The sequence below is a fragment of the Acidovorax sp. LjRoot194 genome (assembly GCF_964253015.1).
Classification (GTDB): Bacteria; Pseudomonadota; Gammaproteobacteria; order Burkholderiales; family Burkholderiaceae_C; genus Acidovorax.
In genome coordinates, this window is record NZ_CAXUQB020000001.1 from 4,229,704 (window position 1) to 4,244,085 (window position 14,382).

Annotated in this window: 11 protein-coding genes; 5 read left to right on the forward strand and 6 right to left on the reverse strand. The window is 66.5% G+C overall.

Annotation, left to right across the window (positions count from 1 at the left end):
- Positions 1 to 15 precede the first annotated feature (15 nt).
- Both ACSQ3N_RS19270 and ACSQ3N_RS19275 read left to right on the forward strand, forming a co-directional pair.
- Complete coding sequence (locus tag ACSQ3N_RS19270) at positions 16 to 1,326, forward strand: citrate synthase (RefSeq protein WP_436147160.1); 1,311 nt, start codon at positions 16 to 18, stop codon at positions 1,324 to 1,326.
- Between the two features lie 188 nt (positions 1,327 to 1,514).
- On the forward strand, positions 1,515 to 1,916 hold the full coding sequence (locus ACSQ3N_RS19275) for a hypothetical protein (RefSeq protein WP_436147161.1): 402 nt from the start codon (positions 1,515 to 1,517) through the stop codon (positions 1,914 to 1,916).
- Positions 1,917 to 1,937: 21 nt separating this feature from the next.
- Here the strand turns inward: ACSQ3N_RS19275 and ACSQ3N_RS19280 are convergent, their stop codons facing one another.
- The gene (locus ACSQ3N_RS19280; protein WP_436147162.1) at positions 1,938 to 3,008 is read right to left on the reverse strand and encodes a GlxA family transcriptional regulator; all 1,071 of its coding nucleotides are present in this window, start codon (positions 3,006 to 3,008) and stop codon (positions 1,938 to 1,940) included.
- Between the two features lie 218 nt (positions 3,009 to 3,226).
- Between ACSQ3N_RS19280 and ACSQ3N_RS19285 the strand changes: the two genes are divergently transcribed.
- The 3 genes from ACSQ3N_RS19285 to ACSQ3N_RS19295 all read left to right on the forward strand — a co-directional run bounded on the left by ACSQ3N_RS19285 (position 3,227) and on the right by ACSQ3N_RS19295 (position 7,328).
- Positions 3,227 to 4,342 (forward strand): S-(hydroxymethyl)glutathione dehydrogenase/class III alcohol dehydrogenase, encoded by a 1,116-nt coding sequence (locus ACSQ3N_RS19285; RefSeq protein WP_436147979.1) that lies wholly within the window; start codon positions 3,227 to 3,229, stop codon positions 4,340 to 4,342.
- A gap of 327 nt (positions 4,343 to 4,669) precedes the next feature.
- Positions 4,670 to 5,536: an S-formylglutathione hydrolase gene (fghA, locus tag ACSQ3N_RS19290; RefSeq protein WP_436147163.1), complete on the forward strand. Its 867-nt coding sequence runs from the start codon at positions 4,670 to 4,672 to the stop codon at positions 5,534 to 5,536.
- A 34-nt stretch (positions 5,537 to 5,570) separates the two neighbouring features.
- On the forward strand, positions 5,571 to 7,328 hold the full coding sequence (locus ACSQ3N_RS19295; RefSeq protein WP_436147164.1) for a phosphoethanolamine transferase: 1,758 nt from the start codon (positions 5,571 to 5,573) through the stop codon (positions 7,326 to 7,328).
- 54 nt (positions 7,329 to 7,382) lie between these two features.
- Here the strand turns inward: ACSQ3N_RS19295 and ACSQ3N_RS19300 are convergent, their stop codons facing one another.
- The 5 genes from ACSQ3N_RS19300 to ACSQ3N_RS19320 form a co-directional block, all read right to left on the reverse strand.
- Positions 7,383 to 8,858 carry an NAD-dependent succinate-semialdehyde dehydrogenase gene (locus tag ACSQ3N_RS19300; RefSeq protein WP_436147165.1) on the reverse strand — a complete coding sequence of 492 codons (1,476 nt, stop codon included), beginning with the start codon at positions 8,856 to 8,858 and terminating at the stop codon, positions 7,383 to 7,385.
- A gap of 310 nt (positions 8,859 to 9,168) precedes the next feature.
- Positions 9,169 to 10,824, reverse strand: a complete 1,656-nt coding sequence (locus tag ACSQ3N_RS19305; protein WP_436147166.1) for an ABC transporter ATP-binding protein — start codon at positions 10,822 to 10,824, stop codon at positions 9,169 to 9,171.
- A 1-nt stretch (position 10,825) separates the two neighbouring features.
- The gene (locus ACSQ3N_RS19310) at positions 10,826 to 11,713 is read right to left on the reverse strand and encodes an ABC transporter permease (protein ID WP_056170242.1); all 888 of its coding nucleotides are present in this window, start codon (positions 11,711 to 11,713) and stop codon (positions 10,826 to 10,828) included.
- Between the two features lie 24 nt (positions 11,714 to 11,737).
- The gene (locus ACSQ3N_RS19315; RefSeq protein ID WP_056170245.1) at positions 11,738 to 12,694 is read right to left on the reverse strand and encodes an ABC transporter permease; all 957 of its coding nucleotides are present in this window, start codon (positions 12,692 to 12,694) and stop codon (positions 11,738 to 11,740) included.
- A 36-nt stretch (positions 12,695 to 12,730) separates the two neighbouring features.
- Positions 12,731 to 14,350 carry an ABC transporter substrate-binding protein gene (locus ACSQ3N_RS19320; RefSeq protein WP_056170248.1) on the reverse strand — a complete coding sequence of 540 codons (1,620 nt, stop codon included), beginning with the start codon at positions 14,348 to 14,350 and terminating at the stop codon, positions 12,731 to 12,733.
- Positions 14,351 to 14,382 lie beyond the last annotated feature (32 nt).

Consider the following 14,382-nt stretch of genomic DNA (forward strand, 5'->3'; position numbering starts at 1 on the left):
CCAAGGAAAGTAACAATGAAGCTAGCTGACAACAAAGCCACCCTGTCGTTCAGTAACGGCAGCCCCAGCGTGGACCTGCCGGTCTACCAGGGCAGCATTGGCCCGGACGTCATCGACATCCGCAAGCTGTATGCGCAAACGGGCATGTTCACCTATGACCCGGGCTTCCTGTCGACGGCAGCCACCCAGTCGGCCATCACGTACATCGATGGCGACAAGGGCGAACTGCTGTACCGCGGCTACCCCATTGAGCAGTTGGCGCAAAACTGCGACTTCCTGGAAACCTGCCACCTGCTGCTGTACGGTGACCTGCCCAACGAAGCCCAGAAGACCGACTTCACCAGCCGCGTGACCAACCACACCATGGTCAACGAGCAGATGCAGTTCTTCCTGCGTGGCTTCCGCCGTGACGCGCACCCCATGGCAGTGCTGACCGGCCTGGTGGGCGCCCTGTCGGCCTTCTACCATGACAGCACCGACATCAACAACCCGCAGCACCGCGAGATCGCTGCCATCCGCCTGATCGCCAAGATGCCCACCCTGGTGGCCATGGCGTACAAGTACGGCGTGGGCCAGCCCTACATGTACCCGCAGAACAACCTGAGCTACGCAGGCAACTTCCTGCGCATGATGTTCGGCACGCCCTGCGAAGAGTACAAGGTCAACCCTGTGCTGGAACGCGCACTGGACCGCATCTTCATCCTGCACGCAGACCACGAGCAGAACGCATCGACCTCCACCGTGCGCCTGTGCGGCTCGTCGGGCACCAACCCGTTCGCGGCCATCGCCGCCGGTGTGGCGTGCCTGTGGGGCCCTGCCCACGGCGGTGCCAACGAAGCAGCCCTGAACATGCTGTACGACATCCAGGCCCAAGGCGGCGTGGAGAAGATCGGCGACTTCATCAAGCAGGTCAAGGACAAGAACTCCGGCGTCAAGCTCATGGGCTTCGGCCACCGGGTGTACAAGAACTACGACCCGCGCGCCAAGCTCATGCAAGAGACTTGCAATGAAGTGCTGGCCGAACTGGGCCTGGAAAACGACCCGCTGTTCAAGCTGGCCAAGGAGCTGGAAAAGATCGCTCTGGAAGACGACTACTTCGTGCAGCGCAAGCTCTACCCGAACGTGGACTTCTACTCCGGCATCGTGCAGCGCGCCATCGGCATCCCCGTGAACCTGTTCACCGGCATCTTCAGCCTGGCCCGCACCGTGGGCTGGATCGCCCAGCTGAACGAAATGATCGGCGACCCCGAGTACAAGATCGGCCGCCCCCGCCAGCTGTTCACCGGCTCCGTGCGCCGTGATGTGCCGCCCATCGGCAAGCGTTGATTGGCAGCCTGGTTCCTTGAAGTCTCCGGTCTTCGAGGTACCTGCTCTGGAAAGCCCGCTTCGGCGGGCTTTTTTCATGGTGTACCGCGCCTGCCCATGCGCAAAGCAGCCGGCGACCCGCTAGGATGGCGCAGAGGACGGCGCCACGGCTCCGGCCGATCGGTACCCATGAGCGACGGAGCCCACCCATGCATCCCCTCAAGCGCATCAATCACCTGGGCTCGGCGGTCCTGCTGGTCCTCGCCGTGCTGCTGGCCTTCGTCCTCATGCTGCCCGAGCTGGGCATCGCGGCAGGTTGGAAGCCCAAGACCACGCCCTACCGGCTGGTCAACAACCCGTTCATCGGCTGGTCCCTGGTGGTTGCACTCGGCGCTCGCCTGGTGCTGATCCGCGCGGGATCGGAGCTTTCCCAGTGCATGAGCGCGCTGGTGCTTGTCGGCCTGGTCTTCGGCCTGGCCATCGTCAGCGGGCTTTTCTGGGACCCCTGGCTGTGCCCCGCCCTGGTGGCAGCCGTGCTACCGATCCAGAAGGCGGCGATCCAACGGCTCCAGACGCTGGCACACCATCGGCCTGCAGGTTCGCGGAGATAGGGAGGGCGGCATCACAGCCCGTCAACGCCGCCCTTGCCCACCGAAACGCTCCCGATATGCCTGCGGCGTAATCCCTAGGTGCCGCACGAACAGCTGCCGCAGCGCCTGCTCCGACCCCATGCCCACGCGCGCGGCCACGGTCTTGAGCGGTAGCGTGGACTGCGACTCGAGCAGCCGCCGCGCGCCCTCGAGCCGCGCGGCATCCACAAACGCCGAAGGCGTCTGCCCTGTCTCCTGCACGAACACCCGCCGAAAGTGACGCTCGCTCATGGCAGCGCGGTCGGCCAGCGCTGCCAGGGACATGGGCTCCTGCAAGTTCTCCAGCACCCAGGTCTGCACGGCCTGGATGTCGCGGTGGGCGGTGCCCTGGCTGGCCAGTTGCACGCTGAACTGCGACTGGCCACCGGGGCGCTTGAGGTACATGACCAGATCGCGCGCCACCTCCAGCGCGAGGGCGTGGCCAAAGTCGTCTTCCACCAAGGCCAGCGCCAGATCGATGCCGGCCGTCACACCGGCCGACGTCCACAGCGGGCCGTCGCGCACGTAGATAGCATCAGGGTCCACGTCGATGGCAGGGTAGCGCTGGCGCAGCAGGGCGGCCACGCTCCAGTGGGTGGCGGCGCGCCGGCCGTCGAGCAAACCGGCGGCGGCCAGGAAGAAGCTGCCGGAGCACAAGGCGATCATGCGGTCCACGCGCGGGGCGACGCGGGCGGCCCAGGCCACCAGGTCGGGCGAGGCGGCCAGCACCTGTTCGATGTTGCGCGAGCCGACCAGCACCACGGTGCAGCCCGGGCCGCCCTCTCCTTTTTCTTGTTGCTGCTCCAGCTCGGCCAGGGTGTGGGTGGCGGTCAGGGCCATCAGGGTGTCCGACTGCACGGCCCCGGCCTGCGCCGCCACCACCCGCACTGCGTAGCCATCAGGCCGGCCGTGCTGGCGCAGGTGCACGTTGGCATAGTCGAACACGGACATGGGCCCCACGGCCTCCAGCGCCTTGAAGCCGGGGTACACGACCAGATCGACGCGATGGGGCTTGCCGGCGGGGTGGTGGTGGTGCTGTGTTTGTGATTGTGGGTGGTGGTGGTTGGCGTCCATGCGGCGTGGCAGTGCGGAAAAGGCGATGCAACTATACGAGAGCCCATGTCCGCCAAGGCCATGAACAGTGGTATTCGGCCATACCCCCAAGGTCTGCGGCCATGGGGTTCTGAGCACGCCGCACATGGCCTACAGTCACAACGTCAACGCACGCCGCAAGGCCACAGAGCCTTCGGCGCCCTCTCCCCTCTGCCAACCCATTCCCACAGACCATGACCATCAAATCCAAAGCCGCCGTGGCCTTCAAGGCCGGAGAACCGCTGCAGATCGTCGAGATCGACGTCGCGCCGCCAAAAAAGGGCGAGGTGCTGATCCGCATCACCGACACCGGCGTGTGCCACACCGACGCTTTCACCCTGAGCGGTGACGACCCCGAAGGCCTGTTCCCCGTGGTGCTGGGCCACGAAGGTGCCGGCATTGTGGTGGAGGTGGGCGAAGGCGTGACCAGCGTGAAGCCGGGCGACCATGTGATCCCGCTGTACACGGCAGAGTGCGGCGAGTGCCTGTTCTGCAAGAGCGGCAAGACCAACCTGTGCGTGTCGGTGCGCGCCACGCAGGGCAAGGGCGTGATGCCCGACGGCACCACGCGTTTCAGCTACAACGGCCAGCCGATCTACCACTACATGGGCTGCTCGACCTTCAGCGAGTACACGGTGGTGGCCGAGGTGTCGCTGGCCAAGATTCACCCCGACGCCAACCCCGAGCAGGTGTGCCTGCTGGGCTGCGGCGTGACCACCGGCCTGGGCGCGGTGAAGAACACGGCGAAGGTGCAGGAGGGCGATACGGTCGCAGTGTTCGGCCTGGGCGGCATCGGCCTGGCGGTGATCCAGGGCGCCAAGCTGGCCAAGGCGGGCCGCATCATCGCCGTGGACACGAACCCCTCCAAGTTCGACTTGGCCCGCACCTTCGGCGCCACGGACTGCATCAACCCCAGGGACTTCGACAAGCCGATCCAGCAGGTGATCGTGGAGATGACGACCTGGGGCGTGGACCACAGCTTCGAGTGCATCGGCAACGTGAACGTGATGCGTGCGGCACTGGAATGCGCGCACCGCGGCTGGGGCCAGTCGGTGATCATCGGCGTGGCGGGTGCGGGGCAGGAGATTTCCACCCGCCCGTTCCAGCTGGTCACGGGCCGCAAGTGGATGGGCACGGCGTTCGGCGGTGTGAAGGGCCGCAGCGAGCTGCCCGGCATGGTGGAAGACGCCATGGCCGGCAAGATCCAGCTGGAGCCGTTCGTGACGCACACGATGGGCCTCAAGGACATCAACGAAGCATTCGACTTGATGCATGAAGGCAAGTCGATCCGCTCGGTGGTCAAGTACGCTGCCTGATCGATCGGGTGAACAGGGGGTGGCGGAAGCCGGTGCCGGGCGTCGGTCTTAGTGCACATGCCCAAGCTGGCATGCCAGTAAGCGTGCAACGATGCGCGGACGCCTTCCTCCGCCCTTTCGGGTCTAGCTTGGCGACGCCTCGCCGTGTGGCCTGACGAGCCCGCAACCCGTTCGGGCTGAGCCTGTCGAAGCCTCGCGCTGCGCATCGACAAGGCTCAGCGTGACCGGGGTTCTCGTTTTGACTGTGCAGCGGCCTGATTTCAGATAAAAACAGCCCCTACCGCTTGCCTATCAAGCGCCAACAGCTATATTTTTGAGAGCAAAAACATGACAACCTCCCTGGACCTGCTCAGCAGCCATGCCTGCTTTGGCGGCGAGCAGCGCTTCTACCAGCACGCCTCTACCGAGATCGGTCTGCCGATGAAGTTCTCGGTATTCCTGCCGCCTGCGGCGCAGCAGGGGCCCGTGCCAGCCCTGCTGTACCTGGCGGGGCTGACCTGTACCGAAGAGACCTTCATGGTCAAGGCCGGTGCGCAGCGCCTGGCGGCCGAGCTGGGGCTGGCGTTGATCGCGCCAGACACCAGCCCGCGCGGCGCCAACGTGCCGGGCGAGGCCGAGAGCTGGGACTTTGGCGTGGGTGCGGGCTTCTACCTCGACGCCACGGCAGAGCCCTGGGCGCGGCACTGGCGCATGGAGAGCTACTTGATGAACGAGTTGCTGCCCCAGGTGGTGCCGCAATTGCCGGTGGACGGCGAACGGCTGGGCATCTTCGGCCATTCGATGGGCGGGCACGGCGCGCTGACGCTGGCGCTGCGCCACCCGGGGCGGTTCAAGAGCCTGTCGGCCTTTGCGCCCATCTGCGCACCCACGCAGTGCCCCTGGGGCGAAAAGGCTTTCACCGGGTACCTGGGCGCGGACCGCACGGGCTGGATCGAGCACGATGCCACCGTGCTGATGCAGCACCAGCCGGTGGCGCCCTACCCCGCGGGCATTCTCATCGACCAGGGGCTGGCCGATAAATTCTTGGCCACGCAGCTGCACCCCCACCTGTTCGACGCCGCCTGCCAGGCCATCGGCCAGCCGCTGACCTTGCGCCAGCACGCCGGCTACGACCACGGCTACTACTTCATCCAGACCTTCATGGCCGACCACCTGAAGCACCACGCCGCTCACTTGAAGCTCATTCCACGTTAATGCGGCCTTAAGTCTCGGGCGCCACAGTGCGCCCATGCCTTTGATCCTGCAGCGCCTGCTGCTCTCCCCCGCGGCCGTGGGCGTTGCCCCCCGGCCTGGCGCTGCCGCCGCGCCCCGTGCCTTGCACCCTGCCTGGGTGGTGGTGTTCATCAGCGTCTGGCTGGCCGCGGCGTGCAATGTGCCGCTGTGGCGCGAAGTGGCCCAGTTGCCCGGGCATGGCAGCCTGCGCGGGTGGATTTTTGCCGCAGCGTTTCTGGTCATCGTGGCGGCGGGCAATGCAGCGCTGCTCAGCCTGCTGGCGTGGCGCCTCACGCTCAAGCCCGCCGCTGCGGTGCTGGTGGTCATGGCGGCTTTCGGCGCGTATTTCATGTTGGCCTACGGGATCACCATCGACGCGAGCATGCTGGTCAACGTGCTGCAGACCGACGCCCACGAGGCCGCCGACATGCTCAGTTGGCGCATGGCCGGCACCGTGTTCGCGCTGCTGGCGCCGCCTCTGGTGTGGCTGTACCGCACGCCGGTGCGGCGCTTGAGCACGGTGCGGCAGGTGGCGCACAATGGCGCGTTGCTGCTGGGTGCCATCGCCGTCATCGTGGTGTGCCTGCTGATGGTGTTCCAGGACTTTGCCTCCACCATGCGCAACCACACCAAGCTGCGCTACCTCATCAACCCGCTCAATAGCGTGTACGCACTGGGCAACATCGCCACCCGGCCCTTGCGCATCGACGGCAGCAAGCTGTTGCCGCTGGGCCGCGATGCCCAGCTGGGCGCGAGCTACGCGGGGCAAAAAGCGCCGCCCCTGCTGGTGCTGGTGCTGGGCGAAACCGGCCGCAGCGGCAACTTCGGGCTCAACGGCTATGCGCGCGACACCACCCCCCTGCTGTCGGCCCGCACCGACCTGGTCAGCGCGCGCAATGCCTGGTCTTGCGGCACCAGCACTGCGGCATCGGTGCCGTGCATGTTCTCGCACCTGGGGCGCACCGGCTACGAGGCGCGCGCCGCCAATTTCGAGAGCCTGATCGACGTGCTGCACCATGCCGGCCTGGCCGTGCTGTGGGTGGACAACCAGTCGGGCTGCAAGGGCGTGTGCGACCGGGTGAGTAACGACATCAATACCTCGGCACTGAAGGACCCCGCGCTGTGCGCCACCCGCGGCGAATGCCTGGACCGCATCATGCTCAAGGACCTGGACGCGCACGTCGCCGCGCTGCCTGCAGAGCAGCGCCGGCGCGGCACGGTGGTGGTGCTGCACCAGTTGGGCAGCCACGGCCCGGCGTACTCCAAGCGCTCCTCGCCCGAGCTCAAGAAGTTCTTGCCCGAATGCGCATCGACCGCGCTGCAGGAATGCGAACGCCAGCAGGTGGTGAACGCCTACGACAACAGCATCCGGGAGACGGATGTGTTCCTCGACTCGGTGCTCAAATGGCTCTCCACGCGCTCTGATCAACCGGAAGCAGCTATGATTTATGTAGCAGATCACGGCGAGTCGCTGGGCGAGAACAACATCTACCTGCACGGCCTGCCCTACGCGATTGCGCCCGACGTGCAAAAGCATGTGCCCTGGCTCACCTGGCTGTCGCCTGCCATGCAGTCCCGCTCCAGTCTGCCGACAGGCTGCCTGCAGCAGGACCTGGCGCAGCGGCGCATCACGCACGACAACTACTTTCATTCCGTGCTCGGCCTGATGGACGTGACAACGGGCGCCTACAACCCCGACCTGGACATGTTCACGGCCTGCAGGAACAAGTCGCAGTCCATGGCCGCAGCCGCTTCTGCAGGCAGCCGGCTGTGATTCTGGGCCTGCGATGAAAAGCGCTGAACGTATCCGCACCGCGCAAGCAACGCGTTAGTCCAGCTGTCCCTGGCAGATGTATTTGGTGTGCAGGTAGTCGTCCAGCCCGTGCGTGGAGCCCTCGCGGCCGTAGCCTGATTCCTTGACGCCACCGAACGGCGCGGCCTCTGCCGAGATGGCGCCTTCGTTGATGCCCACGATGCCCGTCTCCAGCGCGTCCGCAACGCGCCAGATGCGGCGCACGTCGGTGCTGTAGAAGTACGCCGCCAGCCCGAACGGCGTGTCGTTGGCCGCGGCGACCACCTCGGCCTCGTCATGGAAGATGGTCAGCGGCGCCACAGGGCCGAAGGTTTCCTCACAGGCGCAGGCCATGCTCGCGTCCGCACCGGCAAGCACCGTGGGGGCGTAGTAGGTGGCACCCAGTGCCGTCAGGCGCTTGCCGCCAGTGAGCACCTGGGCGCCCTTGGCGATGGCATCGTGCACATGGCGCTCTATCTTCTGCACTGCCCGTTCGTTGATCATCGGGCCGATCTGCGAGGCAGGGTCGCTGGCGGGGCCCACCTTCAGCGCTGCGACCCGGGCGGTGAGCTGACTGGCAAATGCCTCGTGGACACTGGCATGCACGAACACCCGGTTGGGGCACACGCAGGTCTGGCCACCGTTTCTGAACTTGGCGGCCATGAAGCCGTCCACGGCCGCGCCGATGTCCGCGTCTTCAAACACGATGAAGGGAGCGTTGCCGCCCAGCTCCAGCGACAGCTTCTTGAGCGTGTCGGCGCTGCGCCGCGCCAGGTGCTTGCCCACAGGCGTGGAGCCGGTGAAGGTGATCTTGCGCACGCGGGCCTCATCGAGCCACACGTCCACAACGTCGGGCGTTCGCTCGCGTGAAGCGGTCACGATGTTGAGCACGCCCGGAGGCACCCCCGCCTCGTGCGCCAGCAGCACCAGGGCCAGCGAGGTGAGCGGGGTGTCCTCGGCCGGTTTGCACACCACCGTGCAACCTGCGGCCAGCGCCGGGGCGATCTTGCGCGCGATCATCGCGGCCGGAAAGTTCCACGGCGTGATGGCGGCCACCACGCCCACGGGCTCGCGCAGCGCGAACATGCGCCGGCCGGGCACCGGGGCCGGGATGATTTCGCCGTTCATGCGCGTGGCCTCCTCGGCAAACCATTCGATATAGCTGGCGGCGTAGGCCACCTCGCCCTGGCCTTCGGCCAAGGGTTTGCCCTGCTCCAGCGAGATCAGCTTGCCCAGGTCGTCCTGGTGGGCCACCACCAGATCGTTCCAGCGCTTGATGATGGCGGCGCGCTGTTTGGCGGGTACCTTCTTCCATGCCGGGAAAGCGGCGTGCGCGGCTTCCAGCGCGGCCAGCGCCTCGGCAGCGCCGGAGTCAGGAACGCGGGTGATCGTCTCGCCGGTGGCGGGGTCGGTGACGGCAAAGCGCGCTGTAGCGGTGTCGGTCCAGGCGCCGGCAATGAAGTTGGCGTTGCGGATCAGGTCGTGGCGGGTGAGGGCAAGGGTCTGTGGCATGGGGTTGCGGGCGTGGTGTGTGGCACAGGGTGCGGGCGTGGGCGATGGGCTTGGATGGCGGGCGTGGTTAGTGCACTTGGGTTCGGGCTTGGGATGACCGTCGAATGGTTTTAAGCGAACAGTTACGAGCGTCAATAGGGGCACAGGACTGCCGTGATGGGCAGACATGCGAATGAAATTGGCACCTACCGCGCTCCTGTAGAGCGCTACCAGCTATAAAAAAAGGAGCACTACCGCCTAGCCATCGCTGCAGCGCCCGCACCGGCAAGGCGCAACTTGCGGTCATGCGTCTAGGCAGGCGTTCAGACCTTCAGGCGGTCGAGGCGGCCGCAGGAGCCACGCCCACCGCAGCGCCGCGCTCTGCGTCACGCTCATCCAGCCAGCCCTGGCGCAGCTCGGGCACCGACCGTGCCAGCAGCTCGAAGTACGGGTGGTGCGGCCCGCTGTCGAAGTTGGCACGGGCCAGCTGATCGAGCTTGCGGCCGTGCTGCATGACGATGATCTCGTCGCACACCGCACGCACGGTGTGCAGGTCGTGGCTGATGAACAAATAGGACACGCCCAACTCGCGCCGCAGGTCCGCCATCAGGTCCAGCACGGCAGCCCCCACCACCGTGTCCAGCGCCGACGTCACCTCGTCGCACAGGATCAGGTCCGGTTCTGCGGCCAGGGCGCGCGCCAGATTCACCCGCTGCTTTTGCCCGCCCGACAGCCCGCCGGGCAAGCGCTGCGCCACCGCGTGCGGCAGGCGCACCAGGTCGAGCAGTTCATGGATGCGGCGCTGCAACGCGTCGCCCTGCAGGCCTTTGTAGAACTGCAGGGGGCGTGCCAGGATGCGCTCGATGGTTTGCGATGGGTTCAGCGCCGTGTCGGCCATCTGGAACACGATCTGGATGCGGCGCAGCTCGTCCCTGGTGCGGTGGCGCAGCTCGGGCTGCAGCTCGCGGTGGTGGAACAGCACGCTGCCCTTGCACGGCGCCACCAACCCCGCGATGGCGCGGGCCAGCGTGGTCTTGCCCGACCCGGACTCGCCGATCACGCCGATGGCCTGGCCCCGATGCAGCTTGAAGCTGATGTCCTCAAGAATCAGCGTGGCAGGCTGGCCCTGCGCATCCGTGGCACCGTAACCGGCAGAAAGGTTGCGCACTTCCAGCAGCAGTTCACCCTCGCCCTTGCAATGCCCGGCCACGCGTGGTGTGGGGCGTGCCGCCGCTAGCAGGCTTTGCGTGTAGCAGTGCGTGGGCGCCTGCAGGATGTGCGCGGTGGTGTTGATCTCCTGCGTCTGCCCGCCGCGCAGCACCAGGATGTGGTCAGCCATCTGCGCCACCACGGCCAGGTCGTGGCTCACGTACACCGCCGTGGTCCGCCGCTCGCGCACCACGCGGCGAAACGCGCGCAGCACCTCGATCTGGGTGGTCACATCCAGCGCCGTGGTGGGCTCGTCGAGGATGACCACGTCGGGGTCGGTGATCAGCGCCATGGCCGCCATCAGGCGCTGCAGCTGCCCGCCCGACACTTGGTGCGGATAGCGCTGGCCTATGGTTTCAGGGTTTGGCAGGGCCAGTTCGGCGAACAGCTGCACCGCCTTGGCTTCGGCCTCTGCGCGGGGCATGGTGCCGTGGATGCGCGTAGGCTCCACCACCTGGTCCAGAATGGTGCGCGACGGGTTGAACGACGCCGCTGCGCTCTGCGCGATGTACGACACCGTGCGCCCGCGCAGCGCCCGCTGGCCTGCGGGCGACAGGTTGAGCACATCGGTGTCGCCGATGTGCACACTGCCCCCTGCGATGGTGCAGCCGTAACGGGCAAAGCCCATCAGTGCCAGCGCCGTAGTGGTCTTGCCCGAGCCCGACTCGCCGATCAGCGCCAGCACTTCGCCGGGCTCGATGGCAAAGCTGAGGCGGTCCACCAGCGTCTGCCCGCCGGCGGTGATGTGCAGGTCCTTGACCACCACAGAAGCGCCCATGTCAGCACCTTCCCCGCGCACGGGCAGACCGGCCCGGCAGGTTGTCGATCACCAGGTTCACGGCGATGGTAAGGCTGGCAATGGCGAGTGCCGGTGCGATCACCGAGGCGCCTGCATCGGGCAGGGCGCCGATGTTCTCCCGCACCAGCGAGCCCCAGTCTGCAGCAGGCGGCTGAATGCCCAGCCCCAGAAAGCTCAGGCTGGCCAGGAGCAACACCACGTAGACGAAGCGCAGGCCCAAGTCGGCCAGCATGGGGCCCAGGATGTTGGGCAGTATCTCGCGCAGCATGATGTACAGCGTGCTCTCGCCCCGGGTGCGGGCCACCGTCACGTAGTCGAGCTCGTTGATGTTGACGGCCAGAGACCGGGCGATGCGGTAGGCGCCCGGCACGTAGATGAGTGCCGCCGTGAACACCAGCATGCCCACCGAAGAGCCAAACCCCGCCACCAGCACCAGCGCAAACATCTTGCTGGGGATGGACGTGAGCGTATCGAGCAGCCGGCTCAGTACGCTGTCCACCACCGTACCGCTAGCGGCGGCCAGCAGGGCCAGCACCGTCCCTGTGGCGCTGGCCACCAGCGTGGCGACCAGTGCCACGCCCACGGTGTAGCGGGCCCCCTGCACCACCCGCACCAGCATGTCGCGGCCCAGATAGTCGGTGCCCAGCCAGTGGGTGGCATTGATGGGGCCATAGACGACCGATGCCTGCAGATCCACCAGGTGGCGCGGCAGCAGCCAGGGCCCTGCCAGCGCCGCCACCAGCCAAAGCAGCAGGACCAGCAGCCCCACACTGCCAGCCCAGCCGAAGCCGGCCAGCCAGTGGCGCGCAGCGCTTCGGCCACGCACGGCATCGGCCGAAGCCGTGCGTGCAGGAGGGCTGGTGTCCATGGTGCGGTCCTCGCTCGGTAGGGGTCAGCGGTGCCGCAGGCGCGGGTTGGCGACGATGCCGCACACGTCGGCCAGCGTGACCAGCACCAGGTAGCCGGTGCAAAAAATCATGGCGCAGGTCTGCACCAGCGGCATGTCGCGCTGGGTCACGCCATCGACCATCAGCTTGGCAATGCCCGGGTAGTTGAAGATGGTTTCGATCACGATCACGCCGCCCAGCAGGTACGACAGCGACAACGCCACCGCGTTGGCGATCGGCCCCACCGCGTTGGGCAGCGCGTGGACCAGCACCATGCGCAAGGGCGACGCCCCCTTGAGCCGCACCATCTCGATGTAGGGCGCCTCCAGCTGGTCGATGACCGCGGCACGGGTCATGCGCATCATCTGCGCCACGATCACGCAGCACAGGCTGAGCACCGGCATGGCAAACGCACGCAGCATCTGGCCCACGGATTCGATATCGCTCACATACGACAGCGCAGGCAGCCAGCGCAGTTGCACCGCGAACACCAGCACGGCCAGCGTGGCCACCAGAAATTCGGGCACGGACACCACCGCCACCGACAGGTTGGACGCAATCCGGTCCAGCCACGACCCACGCCACACTGCCGAGGAGATACCCAGCGCCAATGCGATGGGTACGGAGAAAAGCGCCGTCACCGCCGCCAGCAGCAGTGAATTGGGCAGCCTGCTGGCCACCAGGTCGCCGACCGGCATCTGGGTGGTGGCCGACTGCCCGAGATCGCCGCGCACCACGCCCCACAGCCACCGCAGGTAGCGCGTGGGCGCCGGTACATCGAGGCCCATCTGGGCGCGCAACGCGGCCAGCGCGTCGGGCGTCGCGTCCTGCCCCAGTTGCTCCTGGGCGGCATCGCCCGGCAGCACCGCCGTGATCGCAAACACGATGACCGACACCGCCAGCAGCGAAAGCAACGCAAACAGCAGGCGTTTGGCCAACAGCGAGAGGATCACACGGTTCATGCGAAAGCTGGGGTGACGGTTGCCGGGTCGTGCGCGTCAGGCGTCCAGCCAGACGTGCTCGGCGAAAGAGTAGCCCATCAGCCCGCCCAATGGAATCGGAGACAAACCCTTGAGCTTGCTGGAGTGCCCGTCGATGCTGGCCAGGAACAGGGGAATACCGATACCCGCCTCGCCATGGATCATGGTCTGCATGTCGGCATACATCTGCTTGCGCTTGGCCAGATCGGTCTCGGCCCGTGATGCCAGCAGCAACTGGTCGAACTGGGCGCTCTTCCAGCGGGATTCGTTCCACGCAGCATCGGACTTGAAAAATTGCGTCAGGATCGTGTCGGCGCTCGGCCGGGGGTTGACGTTGCCGAAGCCCACCGGGCTGGTGAGCCAGTGGTTCGACCAGTAGCCGTCGGCGGGCATGCGTTTGATATCCAGGTCGATGCCGGCGCGCTGGGCCGACTGCTGCAGCAACAGCGCGATTTCGACAGAGTACATCGCGGCCGGTGACACCACCACCGGCACCTTGCCCGTCACGCCCGATTTCTGCAAGTGGAACTTGGCCCTGTCCAGGTCGTATGCACGCTGCGGCAGGCCTTTGAAGTGGAACCGGTTGGTGGGGTCGATGGGCTGGTCGTTGCCGAGCACGGCGTAGTCCAGCGCAATCGTCTTCTTCATCTGCTCGCGGTCGAACAGATGCTTCATGCCGAGCACGAAGTCGGGATTCATGCCCGGCCCCACGTCCTTGCGCATGATGAGGTCGGAGTACTGGCCTGACTGGGTGGTGAAGACGGCGTAGCCCGGCGTGCCGCTCACACGCGCCACGGCGCGCGGGTTGATCGAGGCCACCAGGTCCATGCCGCCAGACAGCAGCGCATTCACGCGGGCGCTTTCATCGCCGATACCCACAAACTCGATCTCGTCCAGGTAGGGTTTGCCGGGCTTCCAGTACGCCCCGTTGCGCACCACCAGCGAGCGCACGCCCGGCTTGAATTCCTTGAGCTTGTACGGCCCGGTGCCGATACCGGCATTGAAGTCGGTGGTGCCGTCCTTGACGATGTGAAAGTGGAAGGTTCCCAGGATGACCGGCAGGTCCGAATTGGGCGCCGACAGCACGATGGTGACTTCGTTCGGCCCACTGGCGCGCACCGATTCGATCTGCTCGGCCAGCACCTTGGCTTTGGAGGCCGTGGCCGGGTCTTTGTGGCGCTGGATGGAGAACACCACGTCGGCCGGCGTCAGGGCCTTGCCGTCGTGGAACACCACGCCCTTGCGCAGGGTGAACACCCAGGTCTTGGCGTCCTGCGTGGCGAACGACTCCGCCAGCGCAGGCTGGGGGGTGAGCGAGGCATCGAGCACCGTGAGCCCGTTGTAGAGCATGGTCCCACGCGAGTAGTCCGTCTGGTTGGACTGCTTGGCGGGGTCGAGCGTGTCGGTGGCCGCGGCCGTTGCGCCTGCCACGCGGATGCGCCCGCCCCGCTTCGGTGTCTGGGCGTGGGCCGTCATGGCCAGCCCGGCGATGCTGCCGGCCACGGTGGCCTGCATGCCGCAGGCTGCCAGCATGGCCAGCACGTCGCGCCGCGAAGCGCCCCGGCGCAGCGAGTCCATCACACGAAGGCTTTCGCGGGAACCGACAAGTTGCTCGAACTGGTGGTGGCTATCGCTCATGGTGCAGCTCCTGGTTGAAAAGCAAGTGGGTG

What these genes read in the sequence shown, in the direction of transcription:
- ACSQ3N_RS19270 (WP_436147160.1), top strand. Translation starts at nt 16, where the DNA reads ATGAAGCTAGCTGACAACAAAGCCACCCTGTCGTTCAGTAACGGCAGC.
- ACSQ3N_RS19275 (WP_436147161.1), top strand. Translation starts at nt 1,515, where the DNA reads ATGCATCCCCTCAAGCGCATCAATCACCTGGGCTCGGCGGTCCTGCTG.
- ACSQ3N_RS19280 (WP_436147162.1), bottom strand. Translation starts at nt 3,008, where the DNA reads ATGGACGCCAACCACCACCACCCACAATCACAAACACAGCACCACCAC.
- fghA (WP_436147163.1), top strand. Translation starts at nt 4,670, where the DNA reads ATGACAACCTCCCTGGACCTGCTCAGCAGCCATGCCTGCTTTGGCGGC.
- ACSQ3N_RS19295 (WP_436147164.1), top strand. Translation starts at nt 5,571, where the DNA reads ATGCCTTTGATCCTGCAGCGCCTGCTGCTCTCCCCCGCGGCCGTGGGC.
- ACSQ3N_RS19300 (WP_436147165.1), bottom strand. Translation starts at nt 8,858, where the DNA reads ATGCCACAGACCCTTGCCCTCACCCGCCACGACCTGATCCGCAACGCC.
- ACSQ3N_RS19305 (WP_436147166.1), bottom strand. Translation starts at nt 10,824, where the DNA reads ATGGGCGCTTCTGTGGTGGTCAAGGACCTGCACATCACCGCCGGCGGG.
- ACSQ3N_RS19310 (WP_056170242.1), bottom strand. Translation starts at nt 11,713, where the DNA reads ATGGACACCAGCCCTCCTGCACGCACGGCTTCGGCCGATGCCGTGCGT.
- ACSQ3N_RS19315 (WP_056170245.1), bottom strand. Translation starts at nt 12,694, where the DNA reads ATGAACCGTGTGATCCTCTCGCTGTTGGCCAAACGCCTGCTGTTTGCG.
- ACSQ3N_RS19320 (WP_056170248.1), bottom strand. Translation starts at nt 14,350, where the DNA reads ATGAGCGATAGCCACCACCAGTTCGAGCAACTTGTCGGTTCCCGCGAA.